Origin of the sequence: Paraburkholderia sp. BR10936 (assembly GCF_040965735.1) — a bacterium.
Taxonomy (GTDB): Bacteria; Pseudomonadota; Gammaproteobacteria; order Burkholderiales; family Burkholderiaceae; genus Paraburkholderia; species Paraburkholderia nodosa_A.
In genome coordinates this window covers 1-24,736 of sequence record NZ_JBFRCM010000032.1, presented here as the reverse complement: position 1 = coordinate 24,736, position 24,736 = coordinate 1, and the positions used below count along the sequence as shown (strand labels likewise).

Below are 24,736 nucleotides of genomic sequence, written 5' to 3'. Positions count from 1 at the left end.
GCCATGCCGTGTGTGCTTGAACCTGCCAGAACGACAACGGCGGCCCGCGGGCCGCCGTTGTTTGCTATCGATCGCGCCTGCCTAGCGGCTGATCGGCTTGTAGCGCAGACGCTTCGGACGTGCGGCTTCTTCACCGAGGCGCTTGATCTTGTCGGCCTCGTACTCCTGGTAGTTGCCGTCGAAGAACGTGACCTGCGAGTCGCCTTCGAACGCGAGGATGTGCGTGGCGATACGGTCGAGGAACCAGCGATCGTGCGAAATCACCATCACCGAGCCCGCGAATTCGAGCAGGGCGTCTTCGAGCGCGCGCAGCGTTTCGACGTCCAGATCGTTCGACGGTTCGTCGAGCAGCAGGACGTTGCCGCCCGAGATCAGCGTCTTGGCCAGGTGCAGACGGCCGCGCTCACCCCCCGAGAGGTTGCCGACGATCTTCTGCTGATCGCCGCCCTTGAAGTTGAAGCGGCCGATGTACGCGCGCGACGGCGTTTCGTACTTGCCCACCGTGAGCACGTCCGCGCCGCCCGAGATTTCCTCGAACACGGTCTTGTTGGCGGCCAGCGCGTCGCGGCTCTGATCGACGTAGGCGAGCTTGACGGTCGGGCCTTGCACGATTTCGCCCGAATCCGGCTGCTCCTTGCCCGTGAGCATGCGGAACAGCGTCGATTTACCGGCGCCGTTCGGCCCGATGATGCCGACGATCGCGCCCGCGGGAATCTTGAAGCTCAGGTTGTCGATGAGCAGACGGTCGCCATAAGACTTGCTGACGTTCTTGAACTCGATGACTTCGTTGCCCAGACGCTCGCCCGCCGGAATGAAGATTTCCTGCGTTTCGTTGCGCTTCTGGTATTCCGAGCTCGACAGTTCCTCGAAACGCGCGATACGCGCCTTCGACTTCGCCTGGCGGCCCTTCGGGTTCTGGCGCACCCACTCCAGCTCCTTCTTGATCGCCTTCTGGCGCGCCGATTCCGACGCTTCTTCCTGCTTCAGGCGCTCTTCCTTCTGGTCGAGCCAGCTGGAGTAGTTGCCCTTCCAGGGAATGCCGTGGCCGCGGTCGAGTTCGAGAATCCACTCGGCGGCGTTGTCGAGGAAGTAGCGGTCGTGGGTCACGGCGACCACGGTGCCCGGGAAGCGCGTGAGGAACTGTTCGAGCCACTCGACCGATTCGGCGTCGAGGTGGTTGGTCGGCTCGTCGAGCAGCAGCATGTCGGGCTTTTCGAGCAGCAGCTTGCACAGCGCGACGCGGCGCTTTTCACCGCCCGAGAGGTTGCCGATCTTCGCGTCCCAGGCCGGCAGGCGCAGCGCGTCGGCGGCGATTTCGATCTGCTGTTCCGCGCTGCCGTCGGTCGTCGCGAGGATCGCTTCGTACTTCGCCTGCTCGGCGGCCAGCGCGTCGAAGTCGGCGTCCGGTTCGGCGTAGGCGGCATAGATCTCGTCGAGCTTCTTCTGCGCGTTGAACACGTCGCCCAGACCTTCCTCGACCGCTTCGCGCACGGTCTTTTCCGGATCGAGCTGCGGTTCCTGCGGCAGGTAGCCGATGTTCAGGTTGGGCATCGGCGTGGCTTCGCCTTCGATGTCCTTGTCGACGCCGGCCATGATCTTGATGAGCGTGGACTTGCCCGAGCCGTTCAGGCCGAGCAGACCGATCTTGGCGCCGGGGAAGAACGACAGCGAGATGTCCTTCAGGATCTGGCGCTTGGGCGGCACGATCTTGCCGACCCGGTTCATGGTGAAGACGTATTGGGCCATGAGAGTGTCTTTTGGAAACGGGTAGAAAAAGGTGTCGCTTATACGTTGAACAGGAAGTTCATTACGTCGCCGTCGTGCACGACATATTCCTTGCCTTCGGCGCGCATCTTGCCGGCTTCCTTCGCGCCGGTTTCGCCCTTGTACTGGACGTAGTCGTCGAACGCGATGGTCTGCGCGCGGATGAAGCCGCGCTCGAAGTCGGTGTGGATCACGCCCGCGGCTTGCGGGGCCGTATCGCCGACATGGATCGTCCACGCGCGCACTTCCTTCACGCCCGCCGTGAAGTAGGTCTGCAGGCCGAGCAGCCTGAAGCCCGCGCGGATCACGCGGTCGAGGCCCGGCTCTTCCATGCCCATATCGGCGAGGAACGCGATCTTGTCTTCGTCTTCGAGGTCGGCGATTTCCGCTTCGATCGCGGCGCACACGGCCACGACCGGCGAATTCTCGCCTTCGGCGTACTTGCGCACGGCGTCCAGATGCGGGTTGTTCTCGAACCCGTCTTCTTTCACGTTCGCGACGTACATGGTCTTCTTCGCGGTGATGAGGCAGAAGGGCTTGATCAGCGCCTGCTCGTCGTCGCTCAGTGCGAGCCCGCGCACGGGCTTTGCCTGATCGAGTTGCGCGCGCACCTTTTCGAGCACGGCCACGAGCTTCGCGGCTTCCTTGTCGTTGCCCGATTTCGCGGCCTTCGAGTAGCGCGTGAGCGCCTTCTCGACGGTGGCGAGGTCGGCGAGCGCCAGTTCGGTGTTGATGACTTCGATGTCGGCGAGCGGATCGATCTTGCCCGCCACGTGGATCACGTTTTCATCTTCGAAGCAGCGCACGACGTGCGTGATCGCATCGGTTTCGCGGATGTTCGCGAGGAACTGGTTGCCGAGGCCTTCGCCCTTGCTCGCGCCCGCGACCAGACCCGCGATGTCGACGAATTCGACCACGGCCGGCACGACGCGCTCGGGCTTGACGATTTCGGCGAGCGCCTTCAGGCGCTGATCCGGCACTTCTACCACGCCGACGTTGGGCTCGATCGTGCAGAACGGGTAGTTCTCGGCCGCGATGCCCGCCTTGGTCAGCGCGTTGAAGAGGGTGGACTTGCCGACGTTAGGCAAGCCGACGATGCCGCATTGGAGGCTCATGTAAATCTCTGCATGTCAGGGTGGTGACGTGCGGCTCGCCGCGCGCGAAGGCCCGGGGCCGGGCGTCTCGCGAAAGCGGAAGCGGCGGGCGGGGCGGCGCAGGTGGCACGTCGGGGGACGTGACGGGGAGTCACGAAAACCGTAATTGTAACCTCGTCCGGGTGAGGGTTAGCCGCGGGTGTCGCCGCGCTGGCGGGCCGTCTTCCCGCAACGTCTTGCCGCGCCGCAACACCGCGCCCGTCCCGCCCGGCCACACAAGCGCCCGCGGCTATAATGCGCGCATGACTGCAAGCAACCAGACCTTTGATGTCGCCGTGATCGGCGGCGGCCTCGTCGGCAAGTCGGCGGCGCTCGCGCTGACCCAGAGCGGCCTGCGCGTGGCGCTGCTCGCGCAGCCGTGCGCGCCGCTGCCTGCGGGAGCCGTGTTCGACGCGCGCGTGTACGCCTTTTCGCGCAGCTCGCAGGCGCTGTTCGAGCGGCTGCGGGTCTGGCAGGCCGCCGACGCCGCGCGCCTCACGCCCGTCTACGACATGCGCGTGTTCGGCGACGCCGCGGCGGAGTTGCACTTCTCGGCATATCAGGCCTCGGTTGCGCAGCTGGCCTGGATTGCCGAGTCGTCGATCGTCGAGCGTGCGCTCGACGCCGCGCTGCACTTCCAGCCCAATCTCGCGTGGATCGACACGCGTGCGCAGACGCTCGACGTGAAACCCGACGCGGCCGTGATCGGCCTCGCCAATGGCCGCACGATCGAAGCCGACCTCGCGATCGGCGCTGACGGCGCGCATTCGTGGGTGCGCGCGCAGATCGGCTCGACGGTCGAGCGGCGCGATTACCGGCAAACCGGCGTGGTCGCCAACTTCCGCGCGGAAAAGCCACACGGCGAAACGGCGTACCAGTGGTTCCGCGAGGGCGAGATCGTCGCCTTGCTGCCGCTGCCCGATCGGCACGTATCGCTCGTCTGGTCGGCGCAGACCGAACATGCCGAAGAACTCCTCAAGCTCGAACCGGCGCAGCTTGCCGCCGAAGTCGAGCGCGTCTCGCAAAGCCAGCTGGGCGCGCTCGAATGCGTCACGCCCGCGCGCGGTTTTCCGCTGTCTCTGCAAACCGTCGACCGGCTCGTGGCGCCGCGCGTCGCCCTGGTCGGCGACGCCGCGCATCTGATTCACCCGCTGGCGGGCCAGGGCGTGAACCTCGGTTTGCGCGACGTCGCCGCGCTCGTCGACGTGGTCACGAAGAAAGAGGCATTCCGCGATCTCGGCGACATCGTGCTGCTGCGCCGCTACGAACGCGGCCGCCGTGAGGACATCCAGAAGCTCGTCGTGGCCACCGACGGCCTGCAGCGGCTTTTCTCGTTCCCGGGCACGCTCGCGCGCGCGGTGCGCAATACGGGCATGGCATTCGTGGGGGCGCAGCCGTTGCTCAAGCGCTGGCTCGTGGCCTCGGCGCTCGGCTAGTATCGACGGGCTCGCCTGCGCAAGCAGGCATTTCGGTTGCTCGAGGCCAGTGCGGCTTAGAATGGACATATTGGCCGCGCCCGCAGCACATGCCGCCCCGGCCGTTCAACGGAACTCTGCGCGCGTCGCCCCTGCGCGGCGCGCCTGAATCAGGAATGCATCCCATGCAAACGCGTATTCGATTTGCCGCGCTCGTGATCGCGGTAGCCACCTCGGCGCTCGGCTGCTCGGCCCAGGCCGACCAGACCACCGACAAGATCAAGTCGGCGCTGCAGACGCGTCTCGGCATCGACGCCAGCGACATCAAGGGCATCACCAAGGCGCCCATGCCGGGCCTTTACGAGATCAACCTCGGCACGCAGATCGTCTATAGCGACGCCAGCGGCGATTACGTGCTCACCGGTGAACTCATCGACACCAAGGCGCACCGCAATCTCACCGAGGCGCGCCTGAACGAAATCAACAAGGTCGATTTCTCGAAGCTGCCGCTCGAGAACGCGGTCAAGGTCGTGAAGGGCGACGGCAAGCGCAAGATGGCCGTGTTCTCCGACCCGAACTGCCCGTACTGCCATCAGCTCGAAAGCACGCTCAGGTCCGTCGACAACGTGACGGTCTACACCTTCCTGTATCCGGTGCTCTCGCCGGATTCGACGGCGAAGGCCAAGCAGATCTGGTGCTCGGCCGACCGTGGCAAGGCGTGGGAATCGTGGATGGTCGACCGCAAGGCGCCCACGGCAGCCGGCACGTGCGACACGGCCGCCATCGACAGCAATCTCGCGCTCGGCCAGAAGATGAACGTGACCGGCACGCCCACCGTGATCCTCGCGGACGGCACGCGCCTGCCGGGCGCCGTCAGCGCCGACCGGCTCGAGCGCGGTCTGAACGGCGCGCACTGACGCCTCGCCTGAACCCGCCGGCCGCTTTCGCGGCCGGTACTTTTTTGCCCGGCGCTTTTTGTCCGTTTTTGTCTGCCGGGCATACTGAATTTGCACTGCAGCGTCTGCTGACCGAATCTCTCACCGATCCCGCCGATGAAGCCGATCCGATACACCATCGTCCCGAAGAATCCCGCCGCGCATCTGTTCGAGGTGACGCTCACCGTGGAAGACCCCGCGCCGGACGGCCAATGCTTCATGCTGCCCGTGTGGATTCCGGGCAGCTACATGGTGCGGGAGTTCGCGCGCAACATCGTCACGCTGCGCGCCTTCAACGACGCGGGCCGCAAGGTGCGCGTGACGAAGACCGACAAGCATTCGTGGCAGGCCGCGCCCGTGAAGGGCGCGCTCACGCTGCGCTACGAGGTCTACGCCTGGGACCTGTCCGTGCGCGCGGCGCATCTCGACGACACGGTGGGCTTCTTCAACGGCACGAGCGTGTTTCTCGCGGCGCTCGGCCATGAGGAGGCGCAGCACGCGGTCGATATTCAGCGTCCGGACGGGCACGCCTACCGCCACTGGCGCGTGGGCACGGCGCTCACGGAAGCGCGCGGCACCAAGCGTTACGGCTTCGGCGAGTACACGGCCACGAATTACGACGAGCTGATCGATCATCCGGTCACGCTCGGCGAGTTCACGCTCGCGAGCTTCAAGGCGCACGGCGTGCCGCACGACATCGTGATCGCGGGCCGCGTGGTCGCGCTCGACATCGAGCGTCTCGCCGCCGACCTCAAGAAGATCTGCGAGGCGCAGATCGCGCTGTTCGAGCCGCGCACGAAGCGCGCGCCGATGGAGCGCTACGTGTTCATGACGCAGGCCGTGAGCGACGGTTACGGCGGCCTCGAGCATCGCGCCTCGACGGCGCTCATCTGCAATCGCACCGACCTGCCGGTGAAGGGCAAGCCCGAGACGTCGGACGGCTATCGCACCTACCTCGGCCTGTGCAGCCATGAATATTTCCACACGTGGAACGTGAAGCGCATCAAGCCTGCGGCGTTCGTGCCGTACGACCTCACGCGCGAGGACTACACGTCGCTGCTGTGGCTGTTCGAGGGCTTCACGTCGTACTACGACGACCTCATGCTCGTGCGTAGCGGCCTCATTTCCGCAGACGAATACTTCGGCCTGCTCGGCAAGACGATCGCCGGCGTGCTGCGCGGGGCGGGGCGACTGAAGCAGAGCGTCGCGGAAAGCTCGTTCGACGCGTGGGTGAAGTACTACCGCCAGGACGAGAACGCATCGAACGCGATCGTGAGCTACTACACCAAGGGTTCGCTCGTGGCGCTGTCGTTCGATCTCGCGATTCGCGCGCAGACGAACGGCCGCAAATCGCTCGACGACGTCATGCGCCTCTTGTGGCAGCGCTATGGGCGCGACTTCTATCGCGGCAAGCCGGTGGGCGTGGGCGAGGACGATGTCGAGGCGCTGATCGCCGAGGCGACCGGCGTGGAACTGGGCGCGCTCTTTGGCGACGCCGTGCGCGGCACGCGCGACCTGCCGCTCGCGGCGCTGTTCGAACCGTTCGGCGTGACGCTCGAAGGGGAGCCCGAACGCGGCGCGAAACCGTCGCTCGGCGCGCGGCTGCGTGGCGGCGCCGAAGCGACGCTTGCCGTCGTCTACGAAGGCGGCGCGGCCCAGAAGGCGGGGCTTTCGGCTGGCGACGCGCTCGTAGCGCTCGACGGCCTGCGTGTGACGGGTTCGAATCTCGACGCGCTGCTCTCGCGCTACCAGCCGGGCACGAAGGTCGACATCCACGCGTTCCGCCGCGACGAGCTTCGCGTGGCGCGTCTGACCCTCGATGCGCCCGAGGTCGCGCGCTACAAGCTCGCCGCCTCGGACAAGCGTGCGCCCGCGCGCGCATTGCGCGAGCGCTGGCTGACGGCGTAAGCCGCTGGGACAGGGCGCGGCGGCACGCGGCGCCATAAGCGGCGTGGGTAACGGATCCCACGCCGTTTTTTCATGCCCGCGATTGTTCTATCGTTGCAACAATCCGTCATCGGCGGACTACTTTTTCGGAGCGCGGTAAAAAAACACAATGCCTTCACTCGCGCAACGTTGCGCAACTGAGACCCGAAGGAGCCACCATGACCACGATCCTGCAAATCAATTCCGCCGCCCGCTCGCAAGGCGCCCAGTCGACGCTGCTCGTCAACGAATTGACGGCCAGGCTGCAACAATCGAATCCGGGCGCGCAAGTCGTTACGCGCAACCTGCAAGCCGATCCGCTGCCGCACCTCGACGACGCCGTGCTCGGCGCGTTCTTCACGCCGGCCGAGCAGCGTACGCCGGAGCAGCAGGCCATCGCCGCACGCAGCGAAGCGCTGATCGCGGAACTGCAGGCAGCGGACATCATCGTGATCGGTGCGCCGATGTATAACTTCGGCGTCTCGTCGCAGCTCAAGACGTACTTCGACTGGATCGCGCGTGCCGGCATCACGTTCCGCTACACCGCGAACGGTCCCGAAGGCCTCGTGAACGGCAAGAAGGTCCATGTCGTTTCGGCACGCGGCGGCAAGTATCAAGGCACCGCGCACGACAGCCAGACGCCGTACCTGAAGTCGTTCCTCGGCTTCCTCGGCATGACCGACGTGAACTTCATCTTCGCCGAAGGCCTGAACATGGGCCCGGACGCAGCAAGCGCCGCGCTCGCAGGCGCGCGTGAGGCGATCGCTGCAGCGTAACGTTCGCGCTTGTTGCCTGTTTGACGGCTGTAAAAGCAAAAACGCCACGAGAACGATCTCGTGGCGTTTTTCATTGCGCGTCGTCGCGTTGCGAGGCCCAAGCGGCTCAAGCGGCTCAGGCGAGCACGAGGCCTTCCTCCGGCAAACGCCAGTCGATCGGCTGGCGGCCGTGCGCCTGCAGATACTCGTTGGCCTGCGCGAAATGCCCGCAGCCGAGAAAGCCGCGATGCGCGGAAAGCGGCGACGGATGCGGCGCTTCGAGCACGCAATGCGCACCCGAGAGCAACGCGCGCTTGTTCTGCGCGTGCGCGCCCCACAGCATGAACACGAGGTTTTCGTGGCGCGCGGCGAGTTGCTGGATCAGCGTGTCGGTGCAGCGCTCCCAGCCGCGCTTCGCATGGCTCGCGGCGCTCGCGCGCTCGACGGTGAGCACCGTGTTGAGCAGCAGCACGCCCTGGCGCGCCCAGGCGTCGAGACAGCCGTGCGTCGGCGCCTGAATGCCGAGGCTCGCCGCGATTTCCTTGAAGATGTTGCGCAGCGAAGGCGGCGGGCGCACCGAAGGCGGCACCGAGAACGCCAGGCCGTGCGCCTGCGGCGTGCCGCGATCGTCGCCGTGATACGGGTCCTGGCCGAGGATCACGACCTTCACGTCGTCGGGCGAGGTGAGGCGCAGCGCGCGGAACACGTCGGCGGGATAGACGGTCTTGCCGGCGGCGCGCTCGTCATCGACGAAGCGGCACAACGGCGCGTAGGCGTCGCTCGTGATGAACGGCGCAAGCAGCTCGCGCCAGGCGGCGGGCAGCGCGTCGAACTGGTCTTCGAGGCGCGTGGTGTCGATGGCGGCCTGCGGCGCGGTGGGGTCGTGGGGCATGGCGGGGGCGGGCATAACGGCGTGCGTGCGTTCGGGCGCCGGGAATTCGTCGGCGCCGAACAGCGAGAAGATCGTGATCTGGCGCGGGTCGATTTCGGGCAGCGGCGGCTCGTCGAGCGTGGCTTGTGCTGCGTCGGCCAGAAAGTCGTCGAACAGCGAAGCTTGCACCGGCATCGCGACGCGCGGGCGTTTCGTGGAGGTCATGGGCGGCAAGTGTCGCAGCAATTGCGCGGCGATTCAATCCGGCGCCAGCGCGGCCGGGTGCCCTCTTGCGGCATCGGCGATGATGTTGCAACTAACAGCACTGTTTCGGCGCTATCCGCTATCTACAGGTGATTGAGCGCGTTGCGCGGCGCGCCGAAGCCGCGCCGCACCGTTCTCAGCCTTCGCGCAGCTTGTATCCGCGCTGGGCTTTGCTGATGTCGTCCGGCGCGAGGCCTGGCAACGCTTGCGCAAGTTCTGCCGCGAGCGTGTGCAATGCCGCTTCGTCGCCCGATTTCAGTTCGAGTTCGATTTCGCAAATCGGCTTGTGCCGCGTTTCGCCGTTCACTTCCGCGGTGACTTCGCCCTGATCGATGGCCGCTTCCACCTGCGCGCCGTCGACTTCGAGCGTCCACAGCGTGCGCGTGAAGTCGGTGCGAAAGAGCGGGATCAGGTTCGCGGCGGCATCCGAGAGCGCCGTCGAAACGCCGGCTTCATCGCACTCGTGCAGCAACCGGTCGATTTCGAGCGCTTCGCCCGCCACCGGCATTTCCCACTCGTGCCGCGCGTGCAGCCCGTTTTGCGCCACACCCACGGTCTTGAACGTCTGCAGCCAGCCCTCGGGCGCGCGGCGCAGGCGCAGCGCGCTCTTTGCGCGCGCGAGCGCAAGCGCCGGCGTGTCGAAGTAGATGTTTTCGAGCCGGATGGCGCGACCCGGCTTGCCGGCGCGCGTCTCGAAGAGACGCCGCGCCGCGTCCACCTGGTCGCGCGGCAGCGCGAGCTTGATTTCGCGTTCGATACCCATGGCGTTGCGCGATCAGAAGAACATGCGAGCGAGTTCCGCGCCCGGCTGTTCGGCGCGCATGAACGCCTCGCCCACGAGGAACGTGTGCACGGATAGTGCACGCATTTTCTCGACGTCCGCACGCGAGAGAATGCCCGACTCGGTCACGACGATGCGGTCTTCAGGCACGTCGTCGAGCATGCCGATGGTCGTATCCAGCGTGGTTTCGAACGTGCGCAGATTGCGATTGTTGATGCCGATGAGCGGTGTCTTCAGCGTGAGCGCGTGCGTGAGTTCTGCGCGGTCGTGCACTTCGACGAGCACCGCGAGACCGAGCGAATGCGCAAGCGCTTCGAGATCGCGCATTTCACCCGGCTGGAGCGCGGCGGCGATCAGCAGGATCGCGTCGGCGCCCATCGCGCGGGCTTCGACGACCTGATACGGATCGACGATGAAGTCCTTGCGCAGCACCGGCAGGTTGCACGCGGCGCGCGCGGCTTCGAGGTATGCGGCGCTGCCCTGGAAGAACTGTACGTCGGTCAGCACGGAGAGGCAGGCCGCGCCGCCCTCGGCGTACGAGCGCGCGATTTCGGCGGGCTGGAAGTTTTCGCGCAGCACGCCCTTCGACGGACTTGCCTTCTTCACTTCGGCGATCACGGCGGCCTGGCCGTTGTGATGCTTCGCACGCAATGCGCCGACGAAATCGCGCAGGTCGCGCGTGCTTGCCTGCAGACGCAATTCTTCGAGCGGGGCGCTCTGCTCGGCGGCGCGCACTTCCTCGCGCTTGACCGAGATGATCTTTTCGAGGATGTCACTCATGATATTCGGAGGCAAAAAACGGTGCTGGATCAGCGTTTGAACTGTTGCGTGAAGCGTACCAGTTCGTCGACTTTGGCGCGCGCGCGGCCGCTGGCGAGCGTTTCGCGCGCAAGCGTGATGCCTTCTGCGATCGAGTCCACCAAGTTCGCCGAATAGAGCGCCGTGCCCGCGTTCAGCGCGACGATTTCGCGCGCCGTGCCAGCCTCGTTCGAGAGCGCGCCGAGCAGCATCGCCTTCGATTCTTCGGCGTTCTCGACCTTGAGCGAACGGTTCGAGACCATCTGCATGCCGAAGTCTTCGGGATGGATCTCGTACTCGCGAATCTGGCCGTCCTTGAGTTCGCCGACGAGCGTGGCCGCACCGAGCGAGACTTCGTCCATGCCGTCCTTGCCGTAGACGACGCACACGTGTTTAGCGCCAAGACGCTCCATCACGCGCACCTGAATGCCGACGAGGTCCGGATGGAACACGCCCATCAACTGATTGGGCGCGCCGGCCGGATTCGTGAGCGGCCCGAGGATGTTGAAGATCGTGCGCACGCCCAGTTCGCGGCGCACGGCGGCGATGTTCTTCATCGCCGGATGGTGGTTGGGCGCGAACATGAAGCCCATGCCCGTTTCGGCGATCGAGGCGGCCACCTGGTCCGGCTGCAGGTCGATGTTCACGCCGAGCGCTTCGAGCACGTCCGCGCTGCCCGACTTGCTGGAGACGCCCCGGTTGCCGTGCTTCGCGACCTTTGCGCCCGCTGCCGCGACCACGAACATCGAGGCCGTGGAGATATTGAAAGTATGCGAGCCATCGCCGCCGGTGCCGACGATGTCGATGAAGTTCGAGTTGTCCTTCACCTCGACGTGATTCGCGAACTCGCGCATGACCGTCGCGGCGGCCGTGATCTCGCCGATGGTTTCCTTCTTCACGCGCAGGCCGGTGAGGATGGCCGCCGATTGCACGGGCGAAAGCTCGCCGCGCATGATGAGGCGCATGAGGTGGAGCATCTCGTCGTGAAAAATCTCGCGATGCTCGATCGTGCGCTGGAGCGCTTCCTGCGGGGTAATCATGATTAGTCGCCTCCGGGTCAAGCGCTCTTGGTTTGCTTCAGGAAATTCTCGAAGAGGGCATGGCCGTGCTCCGAGAGGATCGATTCCGGATGAAACTGCACGCCTTCCACCGCAAGCTCGCGGTGACGCACGCCCATGATTTCGCCGTCGTCGGTCCAGGCCGACACTTCGAGGCAGTCGGGCAGCGACTCGCGCTCGATGGCGAGCGAGTGATAACGCGTGACGTTGAAGTGCTTCGGCAGATCGGCGAACACGCCTTTGCAGTCGGTTTCGATCTGGCTCACCTTGCCGTGCATGATGGTCTTCGCGCGCACGACGCGGCCGCCGAACGCTTCGCCAATCGCCTGATGGCCGAGACACACACCGAGAATCGGCGTCTTGCCTGCGAATTCGCGCAGCACGTCGAGCGTGATGCCCGCGTGCTGCGGATTGCTCGGCCCGGGCGAGAGGCAAATGCGCGCGGGGTTGAGCTTCGCGATTTCGTCGATGGTGATTTCGTCGTTGCGGTACGTGTGAACGTCTTCGCCGAGCTCGCCGAAGTACTGGACGATGTTGTAGGTAAACGAATCGTAGTTGTCGATCATGAGCAACATGGTCTTTTCTCCGCTCAGAAGTCGCTGTCGAGGCCGTCCTGCACCTGCTCGGCGGCGCGCAGCACGGCGCGCGCCTTGTTCTCGGTTTCCTGCCATTCGGACTCGGGCACCGAATCGGCAACCACGCCCGCGGCGGCCTGCACATACAGATTGCCGTTGTGGATGAGGCCGGTGCGGATCGCGATGGCCAGATCCATCTCGCCGTTGAACGAGAGATAGCCGACCGCGCCGCCGTAGAGCCCGCGCTTCACCGGCTCCAGTTCGTCGATCAGTTCCATCGCGCGAACCTTCGGCGCGCCCGATAGCGTGCCGGCCGGGAACGTGGCGCGCAGGACGTCGAAATTGTTCATGCCGGGTTTGAGCTTGCCTTCCACCGAACTCACGATGTGCTGCACGTGCGAGTACTTCTCGATGATCATCTTGTCGGTGACGGCCACCGAACCGATCTCGGCGATGCGGCCCACGTCGTTGCGCGCGAGGTCGATCAGCATGACGTGCTCGGCGATTTCCTTCGGGTCGTTGAGCAGTTCGGTCGCGAGTTCGGCGTCGCGCTCGGGCGTGTTGCCGCGCGGCCGCGTGCCCGCGAGCGGGCGAATCGTCACGATGCGGTCCTCGCCGCGCTTTTCCTGGCGCACGAGAATTTCCGGCGACGCGCCCACCACGTGGAATTCGCCGAAGTTGTAGTAGTACATGTACGGCGACGGGTTGAGCGAGCGCAGCGCACGGTACAGCGACAGCGGATTGTCGCGATACGGCTTCGTGAGGCGCTGGCCCACTTGCACCTGCATCAGCTCGCCCGCGGCGATGTATTCCTTCGCCTTGCGCACGGCGGCGAGGTAATCGTCTTTCTTGAATTCGCGGAACGTTTCGGTACGCACGCTTGCCGAAGTCACCGGCGGCTGCACCGTGGTGCGCAGGCGCTGCTTGAGTTCGCGCAGGCGGTGCTTCGCCTTGGTGTAGGCCTCGGGCGTTTGCGGATCGGCATAGACGATGAGATAGAGCTTACCCGCGAGATTGTCGATGACCGCGACTTCTTCGGTCAGCAGCAGCTGGATGTCGGGCAGGCCGAGATCGTCGGTCGGGCAGGTATCGGCGAGCTTCTTCTCGATGTAGCGCACCGCGTCGTAGCCGAAGTAGCCCGCGAGACCGCCGCAGAAGCGCGGCAGACCCGGACGCTGCGCGACCTTGAAGCGCGCCTGGTAGTTCGCGATGAATTCGAGCGGATCTTCGTTATGCGTCTCGATCACCTGGCCGTCGCGCACGACCTCCGAAATGCCGTTGCGCGTGCGGATCAGCGAGCGCGCCGGCAGGCCGATGAACGAGTAGCGCCCGAAGCGCTCGCCGCCCACCACGGACTCCAGCAGGAAAGAATTGGCGCCGCCGCGCTCGGGCTGCGCGAGCTTCAGGTACAGCGAGAGCGGCGTTTCGAGATCGGCGAGCGCTTCGGCGATCAGCGGGATGCGGTTGTAGCCCTCGTTGGCGAGGGACTGAAATTCGAGTTCGGTCATGTTCCGATCCTGTTCGTGCTGCCGGTCGCGGCGGGTGCGGGCCCAGTGCGGCTCAAAACGGGGCGCGCGGTGAGCGCGAGGCGTTTGTTTTAGAGTGCTTGATGGCCGCTGGCGCTCGCTCGTGCGGCCCAGGATCGCGCTCATGATGAAGCGCTTGCCGGGCCGGCGTGCGGTACATCGACGGAAGGTAGGGCGTAGCCGCTCGCGCCCGGCGCAACTCGCCGCGAACGGCGAAACGACACGCAAGGACCACGAAAGCCAACGGCCAGACCAGCCGACGGGTTACCGCAACAGTTTAGAGTCGAGACACGCGCGAGTGCGCAGCGAAGTAAAAAACGGTGCTGAAGAAGGACGAATACGCAACTTCAGCGAACCTCGGATGAGGTTAGCGCGACCAGCGACGCCAGGGCCAGGCTCCCCGGTCGATCGTGCTCAGACTCCGTTTTTTATTCAGAAACATGAGGATAGTTGACGTTCAGTTGAGAACTTAAGTCAAGTCATTGTGCGCTGCGACCGCCTTGGCGGCGTCGAGCAGCGAGGCAACTATACCATCCGATTCAATTTTTTGTACAGGTTGGCCGTGGTTGTAGCCGTAGGGCACCGTGAGCGTGGCCATGCCGGCCGCGCGGCCGGCGATCGCATCGTTCTCCGAATCGCCGATCGCCACCGCCGCCGCGGGCTTGACGCCCAGGCGCTCGCAGGCGGTGAGCATCGGCAGCGGGTCGGGCTTCTTCTTCGCGAGGCTGTCGCCGCCGAGCACCACGTCGAAATACTGCGCGAGGCCGTATTGCTGCAACAGCTCGACGGCGAAGCGGTGCGGCTTGTTGGTCACGCACGCGAGCTTGATGCCCTGGTCGCGCAGTGCCGCGAGGCCCGCTTCGACGTCCGGGTACAGATGCGTGTGGCGGCCGTTGATCTTCGCGTACTCATCCTGGTAGAGCGCGAGCGCTTCGTCGAAACGCGCCTCGACGTTGTCCGCGGCAAAGCGCGGCGCGAGCACGCTGCGGATCAGGTGCTCCGAGCCCTTGCCCACGTAGCCCATCACTTCCTCGCGCGTGGTTTCATCGGCATCGAGCTGCGCGAGCATGCCGTTCAGGCCGGCGGCGAAGTCGTCGGCGGTGTCGACCATCGTGCCGTCCAGGTCGATCAGCGCCGCTTCGATGCGCGGCGCGGTGAACTTGACGGGCGCGTTCATTTTGCGTTTGCAGCGCTTGCTGCGCTCGCGAGCTGCGCGCGCATCTCGTCGATCACGGTCTTGTAGTCCGGCTTGCCGAAGATCGCCGAGCCCGCCACGAAGGTGTCCGCGCCTGCCGCCGCGATTTCGGCGATGTTGTCGACCTTCACGCCGCCGTCCACTTCGAGGTGGATTTCGCGGCCCGTGCGGGCCGTGTAGGCGTCGATCTTCGCGCGCGCCTCGCGCAGCTTGTTGAGCGCCTCCGGAATGAACGACTGACCGCCGAAGCCGGGATTCACCGACATGATGAGCACGAGGTCGAGCTTGTCCATCACGTGGTCGAGGTAGTTCAGCGGCGTGGCCGGGTTGAACACGAGGCCCGCCTTGCAGCCGTGGTCGCGGATCAGCGAGAGCGTGCGGTCGATATGGTCCGAGCCTTCCGGGTGGAAGCTGATGAGGTTCGCGCCGGCCTTGGCGAAGTCGGGCACGATGCGGTCGACCGGGCGCACCATCAGGTGCACGTCGATGGGCACGCTCACGTGCGGGCGGATCGCCTCGCACACCAGCGGACCGATGGTGAGGTTCGGCACGTAATGGTTATCCATCACGTCGAAGTGGATCCAGTCGGCGCCGGCAGCGACGACGTTGCGGACCTCTTCGCCAAGACGCGCGAAGTCGGCGGAGAGGATGCTGGGAGCGATGCGGAATTGCGTCATGGCGGCAATCGGAAAACTGTCGGAAAAACCGTATTTTACCGTCAGTGGCAGAGCGTTTCCCGGCGGACGCCGCGGGCGGCGCCGGGTTGCGGGTGCCCGTTGCATCAAGCAGAATGCCAAACCATGTGCCGCGCCTCGCGGCGCGCCCGCGAGCGCCTTGCCGCGCGGGCGTCTCAGTCAACGGACTCAGCAGCCGCGCCAAAGCGAATGGAACAACGATGAGCCAGTACGAATTCAGCGTGACGTCGCAGGTGCGCTACCTGCCCGAAGAATCGGACCCGGAGCGCCGGCAATATGCCTTCGCGTACACGCTGACCATTCGCAATACCGGTCAGGTAAGCGCCCAGCTGATCGCGCGCCACTGGGTGATCACCGACAGCGAAAATCACGTGCAGGAAGTGAAGGGGCTGGGCGTGGTCGGCCATCAACCGCTTCTGAAGCCGGGCGAGCAGTTCGAGTACACAAGCTGGGCCGTGATCGCTACCCCGGTGGGCACCATGCGCGGCGAGTACTTCTGTGTGGCCGAGGACGCCGAGCGCTTCGAGGCGCCCGTGCCCGAGTTCGTGCTGCGCATGCCGCGCACGTTGCATTGAACCGCCGCGAGAAATCGGGGTCTGCTAGTTCTGACGCCGATCGTCGCGCGAGGCTTGCTTCTTCCTGCCCGACGCGGTCCACACAACGATGAAAATCAGCAGGAACAGCGCAAGGAGCGCTTCCAGACCAAACATGAGCATCGGGTATTCGTCGAGCAGTTCTGACATGGCGGCATCCATCGAGAGCCAGTATTGTAGGCGTGATTTTGACGTCGATTCCGGTCTCGATGTCCCGGTGATGCCGGGATTCACACAGGTGCGATATTGCGTGGGGTCGGCGCTTCGGCGTGGCGGGAGCCGCCTGGGTCTGCGGTTAGGCGGCTGGTTGGGCGCGGCTTCGCTCGCGGCTTTGCTTGCCGCATGCGGCGGCCCGAGCTACGTGCACAACGTGCCGCCCAAAGGCACGCCCACGCTGCCCTCGCAGCTCGCCGCGCAACGTCTCACGCCGGTCGCCTGGCAGCAGGTGCCGGGCTGGCAGGACGACTCGCTGATCGGCGTGACCGCGGCGCTGCGCGCGAACTGCACGCGTCTTGCGCGCGATCCTCGCTGGCAGCGCGCGTGCACTGCGGCCTCGCAGCTCGATGACCTGGACGCCTCGAGCGCACGTGCATTCTTCGAAACGTATTTCACGCCCTATCAGTTCGCCAACAACGACGGCACGCTCGACGGCCTCGTGACCGGCTACTACGAGCCGCTGCTGCACGGTTCGCGCACGCGTCACGGCATCTACCAGACCGCGCTGTATCGCTGGCCGTCCGGCTATCGTCCGGGCGCCGCGATGCCGCCGCGCGCGCAGCTCGAACGTTCTGGCGCGCTGGGCGGCAACGAACTCGTCTGGGTGGACGATCCGATCGAAGCGTTCTTCCTGCAGGTGCAGGGCTCCGGGCGCGTCGTGATGGAAGACGGCAGCGTGATGCGCGTGGGCTTCGGCGGCACCAACAACCAGCCGTACAAGTCGATCGGGCGCTGGCTGCTCGACCACGGCGAACTCACGCCCGCGCAGGCGACCATGCAGGGCATCAAGGCATGGGCACGCGCGAACCCGACGCGCGTGGACGCGCTTCTCGACACCAATCCGCGCTTCGTGTTCTTCCGCGAGATGGGCGGCTCCGAGGGCGACGCGCAGGGCGGCGCGGACGGTCCGATCGGTGCGCTCGGCGTGCCGCTCACGCCGGAACGCTCGATCGCCGTCGATCCGTCGTCGATTCCGCTTGGCACGCCGGTGTTTCTCCAGACCACGCGCCCGCTCACGAATACGCCGCTCAACCGGCTCGTGTTCGCGCAGGACACGGGCACGGCAATCAAGGGCGGCGTGCGCGCAGACTACTTCTGGGGCTTGGGCGACGACGCCGGCGACCTGGCCGGCAAGATGAAGCAGGGCGGCCGCATGTGGCTGCTGTTCCCGAACTCGTGATCGCGGTGGCGCTTGCGCCGCACTCGTGAAGCGAAAAAGCCGGCGAGCGCCGGCTTTTTCTTTTACTGCGCGTTGCGGGCCGCGGTTACTTCGGCCGCTTGTCGATGACTCGCCGGGCTTTGCCAACCGAGCGCTCGATGCCGTTCACTTCCAGCACGTTCACCTTGCACGTCACGCCGATCAGCGCCTTGATGTCGTAAGCGAGTGCCTTGCTGGCCGCGTCGAGCGCACCGTAGTCGGGCGCGGTTTCCGGGCACGGTTCGCAGTTGAGCGACATTACGTCCATCGGACCTTCCTTCGTCAGGACGATCTGATAGTGCGGTGCGAGCGCCGGCTGCTTGAGCAGCAGTTCCTCGATCTGCGTGGGGAACACGTTCACGCCGCGGATGATCAACATGTCGTCCGAACGGCCCGTGATCTTTTCCATGCGGCGCATGGTGCGCGCCGTACCGGGCAACAGACGCGTGAGGTCGCGCGTGCGGTAACGGACGATGGGCAGCGCTTCCTTCGTGAGCGAGGTGAAGACGAGCTCGCCCAATTCGCCGTCGGGCAGCACTTCGCCGGTTTCCGGGTCGATGATCTCGGGGTAGAAGTGATCTTCCCAGATCGTCGGGCCGTCTTTCGTCTCCGCGCATTCCGAGGCGACGCCCGGGCCCATCACTTCCGAAAGACCGTAGATGTCGACGGCCGTGATGCCCATGCGCTGCTCGATTGCCCGGCGCATGTCGTTGGTCCACGGCTCCGCGCCGAAGATGCCGATGCGCAGCGAACAGGTGGCCGGATCGATGCCCTGGCGCTCCATTTCGTCGGCGATCGCGAGCATGTAGCTCGGCGTGACCATGATGATGTCGGGACGGAAGTCCTGGATCAACTGGACCTGCTTCTCGGTCTGGCCCCCGCCGAACGGAATGACGGTGAGGCCCGCACGTTCCGCGCCGTAGTGCGCGCCAAGGCCGCCCGTAAAGAGTCCGTAGCCGTAGCTGATGTGCACCTTGTCGCCGCGCCTGGCGCCCGCTGCGCGCACCGAACGCGCGACGACGTTCGCCCACGTGTCGATGTCGCGCGCCGTGTAGGCCACCACGGTCGGCTTGCCGGTCGTGCCCGACGACGCATGGATGCGCGAAATCTGGTCTTGCGGCACTGCGAACATGCCGAAGGGATAGTTGTCGCGCAGATCCTTCTTCGTGGTGAACGGGAAGCGCGCGAGATCGGCGAGCGACTGCACCTGGGACGGATGTACGCCGGCTTCGTCGAATTTGCGGCGATAGACCGGCGAATTCTCGTAAGCGTGGTTCAGCGACCATTTCAGGCGCTCGAGCTGCAGCGCAGCAAGCTCGTCGCGGCTCGCCTTTTCGATGGGTTCGAGCGGCAGCGTGGTACTCATGGGTGTCTCCTGGATCTAAGAACTTTACTCGTGACGCGTAGGGAATCGAGAAGGGGAAACCCGCTTCACGTTGCGACTGGAATGACATTGCCGCGAATCTGCGCGGACTTGCCTCGGAAAAGCGCGACGGTCTCGTCTGCCCGATTCGTCACGCGGATGTCGTAGACCCCGTTGCGTCCCGATAGCACCTGTTCGACGGCTTCGGCGGTCAACACCTCGTCGCGCAGCACCGGACGCAGGAACTCGATCGAGCAGCCGGCCGCGACGGTGTTGATGTTGTACGAATTGCACGCGAAGGCGAACGCCGAATCCGCGAGCGAGAAAATCATCCCGCCGTGGCAGGTCTGATGGCCGTTGAGAAACTCGGGCCGCACGGCCATGGACAGGCGCGCGTAACCGGCGCGCACTTCGAGGAGTTCCATGCCGAGCGCGCGCGTGCAGCCGTCGGCTTCGTACATCGCCTGCGCGGCGGCGCGAGCGAGTTCGTCGGGCGACAGGCCGTCGTCGTCAGGCAGTTGCGAGGCTTGCGTGGACATCTCAGCGGCCCTCGAAGTGCGGTGCGCGTTTTTCGATGAAGGCTTGCACGCCTTCTGAGTAGTCATGCGACGCGCCCAGCTCGCGCTGCAGGTCGCGTTCGAGATCCAGTTGCTGGTCGAGCGTGTTCGTGGCCGATGCGCGCAGCGCTTCGCGCGTGGCGACGATGGCGCGCGTCGGTTGCTGCGCGAGGCGAGCGGCGAGCGCGCCGGCCGTTTGCGCAAGTTCCGCGTCGTCGGTCACTTGCCAGACGACGCCCCAGCTTTCCGCCTTTTCCGCGCTGAGTTTTTCGCCGGTCATGGCGAGTCCGAGCGCGCGCGCCAAGCCCACGCGTTTGGGCAGGAACCACGTGCCGCCGGAATCGGGTACGAGGCCGATCTTCACGAACGCCTGGATGAAGCTTGCGGAACGCGCTGCAAGCACGAGGTCGCAGGCGAGGGCGAGATTGGCGCCGGCGCCGGCCGCAGTGCCGTTGACGGCGGCGATCACGGGCATCGGCAGCGCCTGCAGGCGCTTGATCAGCGGATTGAAATGCTCATCGATGAGGTCGCCGAGATCGGTCATCGCACCCGGCGTGAAGTCGAGATCGGCGAGATCCTGGCCCGCGCAGAAGCCGCGGCCCGCGCCCGTCAGCACAAGGGCGCGCGCGCCGGCCGCGGCGACCTCGTCGAGCGCTGCGACGAGCTCGCGGTGCATGGCGCGCGTAAAGCTGTTGAGCTTGTCCGGGCGGTTCAGCGTGATCGTGGCCACGCGGGTGGATGCGTCGATTTCGACGCGGATCGCATCGTAGGGCATCGGTTGTCTCCTGGTCCCATGCAAAGCTGTCTGAGACCGCCGAATGCATCGCCCGGCGGCCGGTCGATACTGCGCGCGTTATGGCTCGATGCGTTCGATCGCGAGGGCGATGCCCTGGCCGACGCCGATGCACATCGTACAAAGTGCGAAGCGTCCGTTCGTGCGCTCCAGCTGATGGAGCGCCGTCGTCACGAGACGTGCGCCCGAAGCGCCGAGCGGGTGGCCCAGTGCAATCGCGCCGCCATTCGGGTTCACGCGCGGATCGTCGTCGGCAATGCCGAGTGCGCGCAGCACGGCGAGGCCTTGCGAGGCGAACGCCTCATTGAGTTCGATCACGTCGAACTGGTCCAGCGTCATGCCGAGCTGCTTGAGCAGTTTTTGCGTAGCGGGCGCCGGGCCGATCCCCATGATGCGCGGCGCGACGCCGGCGGTCGCCATGCCGAGCACGCGCGCGCGGCGACGCAGGCCAAACTGTTTGGCGGCCTCCTCGTTGGCGAGCAGCAGGGCGCAGGCGCCGTCGTTGACGCCCGAGGCGTTGCCCGCCGTGACCGTGCCGTCCGGCTTCACGACGCCCTTGAGCTTGCCGAGCGATTCGAGCGAAGTTTCGCGCGGGTGCTCGTCGAGCGTCACACGCACGGGGTCGCCCTTCTTTTGCGCGATCTCGACCGCGACGATTTCCTGCGCGAGCGTGCCGTCCTTCTGCGCGCGGGCCGCTTTCTGCTGGCTGCGCAACGCGAACGCGTCCTGATCGGCGCGATTGATGCCGAATTCTTCCGCGACGTTTTCCGCCGTCTCCGGCATCGAATCGACACCGTACTGCTGCTTCATCAGCTTGTTGACGAAACGCCAGCCGATGGTCGTGTCGTAGATGGCCGCTTCGCGCGAAAACGCCGAAGCCGCCTTGCCCATGACGAACGGCGCGCGCGTCATGCTTTCCACGCCGCCCGCGATCATGAGGCGCGCTTCGCCCGCCTTGATCGCGCGCGCCGCGCTGCCGACAGCGTCGAGGCCCGAGCCGCACAGGCGGTTGAGCGTGCCGCCCGGCGCGTCGGTCGGCAGGCCCGCGAGCAGCGCGGCCATGCGCGCGACGTTGCGGTTGTCTTCGCCGGCCTGGTTGGCGCAGCCGTAGAGCACGTCGTCGAGCGCGCTCCAGTCCACGCCGGGATTGCGCTCGACGAGGGCGCGGATCGGCACCGCGGCGAGGTCGTCCGCGCGGACGTCCTTGAGGGCGCCGCCATAGCGGCCGAACGGGGTGCGAATCGCGTCGCAGATATAGGCTTCGGTCATCTCGGGTTCCTGGGGCGCGAGCGCAGAAGTGCGCTCACGCCTTGCGTGCTAGAGGGATGGGCAATCGGGCGCCATTCGGCTGAGCGGCGTGGGCCGATCAGCTGGCGACGGCGGGGGCCGCTTTCGGTTCGACGTGAACGCGGCTCTGAACCACGCGGAAGCGGTTCGCCACGAAGGCGGCGTCGGCGAGCGCGGCGTTCGCCGCGGGGTTCGCGCCGGTGCCGTGGAAGTCCGAGAATGCAGCCGACTGGTTCACGAACACGCCGCCCGTGAGGTTGATCGAGAGCGCCACGCCGCCGGTGATGGCGGCTTCATGTGCGGCTTCGATCACGGCGTCGTCCGTGCTGTAGACGGAAAGTGTGAGCGCGCCGTGGTCGCGCGCGGTCTCGCCGGCCAGCTTGAGCGACTGCGCAGTCGAATCCGTGGCGATCACGAACGAGATCGGGCCGAACCATTCGCGCGTGAACTGGGCGGCGTCGCGCGCTGCGTCGAGCGAGAGCACGAGCGGCGTGCGCACGCGTGCGCCGGCGAACTGCGGGTGTTCGAGCGTCTGGCTGTCGGAGAGCACGGTACCGAGCTTGCGGGCTTCGTCGATGCGAGCCGTCACGCCTTCGTTCTGGATCGCGCCTAGCACTTCGACGGCGCGCACCGGATCGGCGACGAACTTCTGCACGGCGCCGGCAATCGCCTGGGCGACGGCCTCGAAGCTCAGCTGGCCTTCAGCGGTGCGGATGCCGTCGCGCGGCACATAGATGTTCTGCGGCGCCGTGCACATCTGGCCCGAGTAAAGCGAGAGCGAGAACGCGATGTTGCGGGCGACGGCCTTCAGGTCGTCCGCGGAGTCGATCACGATCTGGTTCACGCCGGCCTTTTCCGTGTAGACCTGCGCCTGATGCGCATTGCGCTCGAGCCAGTCGCCGTTTTGCGTGCTGCCCGTGAAGTCGATCAGCTTGATCTCGGGGCGCAGTGCGAGCTGCTGCACGAGTGCGCCGTCGTTGGGGTCGGTGGCGAGCAGCGTCACGACGTTCGGATCGAAGCCGGCTTCGCGCAGCACCTCACGCGCAATGCGCACGGTGATCGCGAGCGGCAGGATCGCGCCCGGGTGCGGCTTGACGATGACCGTGTTGCCCGTCGCCAGATCGGCAAAGAGGCCGGGGTAGCCGTTCCAGGTCGGGAACGTGCAGCAGCCGAGCACGAGGCCGGTGCCGCGCGGCACGATCGTGAAGCGCTTTTGCATCGCGAGGGGCGGGTTCTTGCCCTGCGGCTTTTCCCAGTGCGCGTCGGCGGGAATGCGGCGCAGCTGGTCGTAGGCGTAGGCGACGGCTTCGAGCGCGCGATCCTGAGCGTGCGGGCCGCCGGCCTGGAAGGCCATCATGAATGCCTGGCCGGTCGTGTGCATCACGCTGAAGGCGATCTCGAAGCTCGCGCGGTTCAGGCGCTCGAGGATTTCGAGGCTCACGCCCGCCCATGCCTGCGGGCCGGCTGCGCGCCAGTCGCGCTGGGCTTGCTGCGCGGCTTCGATCAACTGGTCGGCCGTCGACTTCGGATAGCGCGCGCCGAGCGCGAAGCCGAACGGCGAGGCCTCGCTGCCGACGGTTTCGGCCGTCGACGGCTGGTCGAGTTCGAAGGCGCGATTCAGGTGGGCCTTGAACGCGCCTTCGCCATCTGCGCTGGCGGTTTCCCCGTACACTTTGGGGCTGGGCATTTCGGCGAACGGGCTCCAGTAGCCGCGGGTCTCGATGGCGGCAAGCGCTTTTTGAAGCGCGCCCTCATGCTTGGCAAACAGCGAATGTGTCATGGCTCAACGTTGATTGAGAGGTTGGACAGGGCCCGCGCCAATTAATTGACCGACCGGTTGGTTGGCCAATGTTAGCATTAGTCAAAGTTCGGCGTAAAAAATTTTTTCGGGGACTTTCTTTTGATGGAAGGAGGAGTTATGGGGTACGAAAACATCCTGGTCGAGACGCGTGGCAAGGTCGGATTGATCACGCTGAACCGGCCAAAAGCGCTCAACGCGCTAAACGATGCGCTCATGGACGAACTGGGCGCGGCACTCAAGGCGTTCGACGCCGATGAGGGCGTTGGCGCGATCGTCATCACGGGTAGCGAAAAGGCGTTCGCCGCGGGCGCTGACATCGGGATGATGGCGAGCTACACCTTCATGGATGTGTACAAAGGCGACTACATCACGCGCAACTGGGAAACGATCCGCTCGATTCGCAAGCCGATCATCGCGGCGGTCGCGGGCTTCGCGCTCGGCGGTGGCTGCGAACTAGCCATGATGTGCGACATGATCTTCGCGGCCGATACGGCGAAGTTCGGCCAGCCGGAGATCAAGCTGGGCGTGATTCCGGGGGCGGGCGGTACGCAGCGTCTGCCGCGCGCGGTGTCCAAAGCGAAGGCGATGGACCTGTGCCTGACTGCCCGGATGATGGGTGCGGAGGAGGCGGAGCGCGCCGGTCTCGTATCGCGCGTGATTCCGGCTGCGGAATTGCTGAACGAAACGGTGGCGGCGGCTACGACCATCTGCGAATTCTCGTTGCCCGCTGTGATGATGGCGAAGGAGTCGGTGAACCGCGCCTACGAGACGACGCTTGCTGAAGGCGTGCACTTCGAGCGCCGTCTATTCCATTCGCTCTTCGCTTCGGAAGACCAAAAGGAAGGGATGGCTGCGTTCGTCGAGAAGCGCAAGCCCGTGTTCAAGAACAAGTAAATGCCCGGGAGATTCGATCGCCGCGAGCGGCGATCGAAATTATTTTCGCCACCCCCTTGCACAGTGCCGGCGGGGGCGATAAGATTCGCCCCCTTCGCAGTTCGATGTCTCCGACGTCAGGGCAGCGAGGGCCGCCGCGGAAACCGGCGGACGCAGGAGTCAGCAAGCTTTTTCAAGCGGTGAGCGAAAAAAAGGGGTTGACGAGGCGGAAAAGATTCTTCATAATCTCGTTTCTCTGCTGCTGACGCAGCAACGCAGAAAGAAGCCGGTAGTTGAGCAGTTTTAACGGCGCTTTCGCGATCGATCTTTAAAAATTTACAGCCGATAAGTGTGGGCGCTTGAT

General features: G+C 65.5%; 24 protein-coding genes. 7 read left to right on the top strand and 17 right to left on the bottom strand.

Going from position 1 to position 24,736, the window contains the following annotated elements; all coding sequences use genetic code 11:
• Positions 1-81: 81 nt before the first annotated feature.
• Positions 82-1,746: an energy-dependent translational throttle protein EttA gene (gene ettA / locus AB4Y36_RS37670; protein ID WP_133190145.1), complete on the bottom strand. Its 1,665-nt coding sequence runs from the start codon at positions 1,744-1,746 to the stop codon at positions 82-84.
• A 38-nt stretch (positions 1,747-1,784) separates the two neighbouring features.
• Positions 1,785-2,879 carry a redox-regulated ATPase YchF gene (ychF, locus tag AB4Y36_RS37665; protein ID WP_368685629.1) on the bottom strand — a complete coding sequence of 365 codons (1,095 nt, stop codon included), beginning with the start codon at positions 2,877-2,879 and terminating at the stop codon, positions 1,785-1,787.
• A 281-nt stretch (positions 2,880-3,160) separates the two neighbouring features.
• On the opposite strand from ychF, the gene AB4Y36_RS37660 reads away from it, so the two are divergent.
• The 4 genes from AB4Y36_RS37660 (at position 3,161) to AB4Y36_RS37645 (ending at position 7,949) form a co-directional block, all read left to right on the top strand.
• The gene (locus AB4Y36_RS37660) at positions 3,161-4,333 is read left to right on the top strand and encodes a UbiH/UbiF family hydroxylase (protein ID WP_069269189.1); all 1,173 of its coding nucleotides are present in this window, start codon (positions 3,161-3,163) and stop codon (positions 4,331-4,333) included.
• 164 nt (positions 4,334-4,497) lie between these two features.
• Positions 4,498-5,229 (top strand): DsbC family protein, encoded by a 732-nt coding sequence (locus AB4Y36_RS37655; RefSeq protein WP_069269176.1) that lies wholly within the window; start codon positions 4,498-4,500, stop codon positions 5,227-5,229.
• A 135-nt stretch (positions 5,230-5,364) separates the two neighbouring features.
• Entirely contained in the window at positions 5,365-7,155 is a 1,791-nt protein-coding gene (locus AB4Y36_RS37650; protein ID WP_368685628.1) for a M61 family metallopeptidase, read from the top strand.
• Positions 7,156-7,352: 197 nt separating this feature from the next.
• Positions 7,353-7,949, top strand: a complete 597-nt coding sequence (locus AB4Y36_RS37645; RefSeq protein ID WP_069269174.1) for an FMN-dependent NADH-azoreductase — start codon at positions 7,353-7,355, stop codon at positions 7,947-7,949.
• Positions 7,950-8,064: 115 nt separating this feature from the next.
• On the opposite strand, the gene AB4Y36_RS37640 is transcribed toward AB4Y36_RS37645, so the two are convergent.
• From AB4Y36_RS37640 to rpe, 8 genes are all read right to left on the bottom strand, one after another.
• Positions 8,065-9,024, bottom strand: coding sequence for a uracil-DNA glycosylase (locus AB4Y36_RS37640; protein ID WP_368606808.1), 960 nt, complete (start codon positions 9,022-9,024; stop codon positions 8,065-8,067).
• 175 nt (positions 9,025-9,199) lie between these two features.
• The gene (locus AB4Y36_RS37635; RefSeq protein ID WP_368685627.1) at positions 9,200-9,826 is read right to left on the bottom strand and encodes a CYTH domain-containing protein; all 627 of its coding nucleotides are present in this window, start codon (positions 9,824-9,826) and stop codon (positions 9,200-9,202) included.
• Positions 9,827-9,838: 12 nt separating this feature from the next.
• On the bottom strand, positions 9,839-10,624 hold the full coding sequence (trpC, locus tag AB4Y36_RS37630; protein WP_368685626.1) for an indole-3-glycerol phosphate synthase TrpC: 786 nt from the start codon (positions 10,622-10,624) through the stop codon (positions 9,839-9,841).
• A 29-nt stretch (positions 10,625-10,653) separates the two neighbouring features.
• Complete coding sequence (gene trpD / locus AB4Y36_RS37625; protein ID WP_342949886.1) at positions 10,654-11,685, bottom strand: anthranilate phosphoribosyltransferase; 1,032 nt, start codon at positions 11,683-11,685, stop codon at positions 10,654-10,656.
• Between the two features lie 14 nt (positions 11,686-11,699).
• On the bottom strand, positions 11,700-12,275 hold the full coding sequence (locus AB4Y36_RS37620) for an aminodeoxychorismate/anthranilate synthase component II (protein WP_069269170.1): 576 nt from the start codon (positions 12,273-12,275) through the stop codon (positions 11,700-11,702).
• A 14-nt stretch (positions 12,276-12,289) separates the two neighbouring features.
• Positions 12,290-13,783 (bottom strand): anthranilate synthase component I, encoded by a 1,494-nt coding sequence (gene trpE, locus AB4Y36_RS37615; RefSeq protein WP_069269169.1) that lies wholly within the window; start codon positions 13,781-13,783, stop codon positions 12,290-12,292.
• 487 nt (positions 13,784-14,270) lie between these two features.
• Complete coding sequence (locus tag AB4Y36_RS37610) at positions 14,271-14,978, bottom strand: phosphoglycolate phosphatase (protein ID WP_069269168.1); 708 nt, start codon at positions 14,976-14,978, stop codon at positions 14,271-14,273.
• Positions 14,975-15,673 (bottom strand): ribulose-phosphate 3-epimerase, encoded by a 699-nt coding sequence (gene rpe / locus AB4Y36_RS37605; protein ID WP_368606811.1) that lies wholly within the window; start codon positions 15,671-15,673, stop codon positions 14,975-14,977. Before rpe ends, AB4Y36_RS37610 begins: the two co-directional genes overlap by 4 nt.
• 218 nt (positions 15,674-15,891) lie before the next feature.
• Between rpe and apaG the strand changes: the two genes are divergently transcribed.
• Positions 15,892-16,266: a Co2+/Mg2+ efflux protein ApaG gene (apaG, locus tag AB4Y36_RS37600; RefSeq protein WP_028208771.1), complete on the top strand. Its 375-nt coding sequence runs from the start codon at positions 15,892-15,894 to the stop codon at positions 16,264-16,266.
• A 24-nt stretch (positions 16,267-16,290) separates the two neighbouring features.
• Here apaG and AB4Y36_RS37595 read toward each other — a convergent pair whose 3' ends face one another.
• A complete protein-coding gene (locus tag AB4Y36_RS37595) occupies positions 16,291-16,434 on the bottom strand; it encodes a hypothetical protein (RefSeq protein WP_233271586.1) in 144 nt (47 codons plus the stop codon).
• On the opposite strand from AB4Y36_RS37595, the gene AB4Y36_RS37590 reads away from it, so the two are divergent.
• Positions 16,400-17,680 carry a murein transglycosylase A gene (locus tag AB4Y36_RS37590; RefSeq protein WP_256095087.1) on the top strand — a complete coding sequence of 427 codons (1,281 nt, stop codon included), beginning with the start codon at positions 16,400-16,402 and terminating at the stop codon, positions 17,678-17,680. The genes AB4Y36_RS37595 and AB4Y36_RS37590 overlap by 35 nt on opposite strands.
• 85 nt (positions 17,681-17,765) lie before the next feature.
• Here AB4Y36_RS37590 and paaK read toward each other — a convergent pair whose 3' ends face one another.
• The 5 genes from paaK to paaN form a co-directional block, all read right to left on the bottom strand.
• The gene (paaK, locus tag AB4Y36_RS37585) at positions 17,766-19,064 is read right to left on the bottom strand and encodes a phenylacetate--CoA ligase PaaK (protein WP_069269166.1); all 1,299 of its coding nucleotides are present in this window, start codon (positions 19,062-19,064) and stop codon (positions 17,766-17,768) included.
• A gap of 65 nt (positions 19,065-19,129) precedes the next feature.
• On the bottom strand, positions 19,130-19,600 hold the full coding sequence (gene paaI, locus AB4Y36_RS37580) for a hydroxyphenylacetyl-CoA thioesterase PaaI (RefSeq protein ID WP_368685625.1): 471 nt from the start codon (positions 19,598-19,600) through the stop codon (positions 19,130-19,132).
• Position 19,601: 1 nt separating this feature from the next.
• Positions 19,602-20,393 (bottom strand): 2-(1,2-epoxy-1,2-dihydrophenyl)acetyl-CoA isomerase PaaG, encoded by a 792-nt coding sequence (gene paaG / locus AB4Y36_RS37575; protein ID WP_368685624.1) that lies wholly within the window; start codon positions 20,391-20,393, stop codon positions 19,602-19,604.
• 78 nt (positions 20,394-20,471) lie between these two features.
• Positions 20,472-21,680 (bottom strand): 3-oxoadipyl-CoA thiolase, encoded by a 1,209-nt coding sequence (gene pcaF / locus AB4Y36_RS37570; RefSeq protein WP_368685623.1) that lies wholly within the window; start codon positions 21,678-21,680, stop codon positions 20,472-20,474.
• A 97-nt stretch (positions 21,681-21,777) separates the two neighbouring features.
• On the bottom strand, positions 21,778-23,478 hold the full coding sequence (paaN, locus tag AB4Y36_RS37565; RefSeq protein WP_368685622.1) for a phenylacetic acid degradation protein PaaN: 1,701 nt from the start codon (positions 23,476-23,478) through the stop codon (positions 21,778-21,780).
• A gap of 138 nt (positions 23,479-23,616) precedes the next feature.
• Between paaN and AB4Y36_RS37560 the strand changes: the two genes are divergently transcribed.
• On the top strand, positions 23,617-24,393 hold the full coding sequence (locus AB4Y36_RS37560; RefSeq protein ID WP_368685621.1) for an enoyl-CoA hydratase: 777 nt from the start codon (positions 23,617-23,619) through the stop codon (positions 24,391-24,393).
• Between the two features lie 116 nt (positions 24,394-24,509).
• On the opposite strand, the gene AB4Y36_RS37555 is transcribed toward AB4Y36_RS37560, so the two are convergent.
• On the bottom strand, positions 24,510-24,736 hold a 227-nt coding region (locus tag AB4Y36_RS37555; RefSeq protein WP_368685620.1), incomplete at its 5' end, for a hypothetical protein.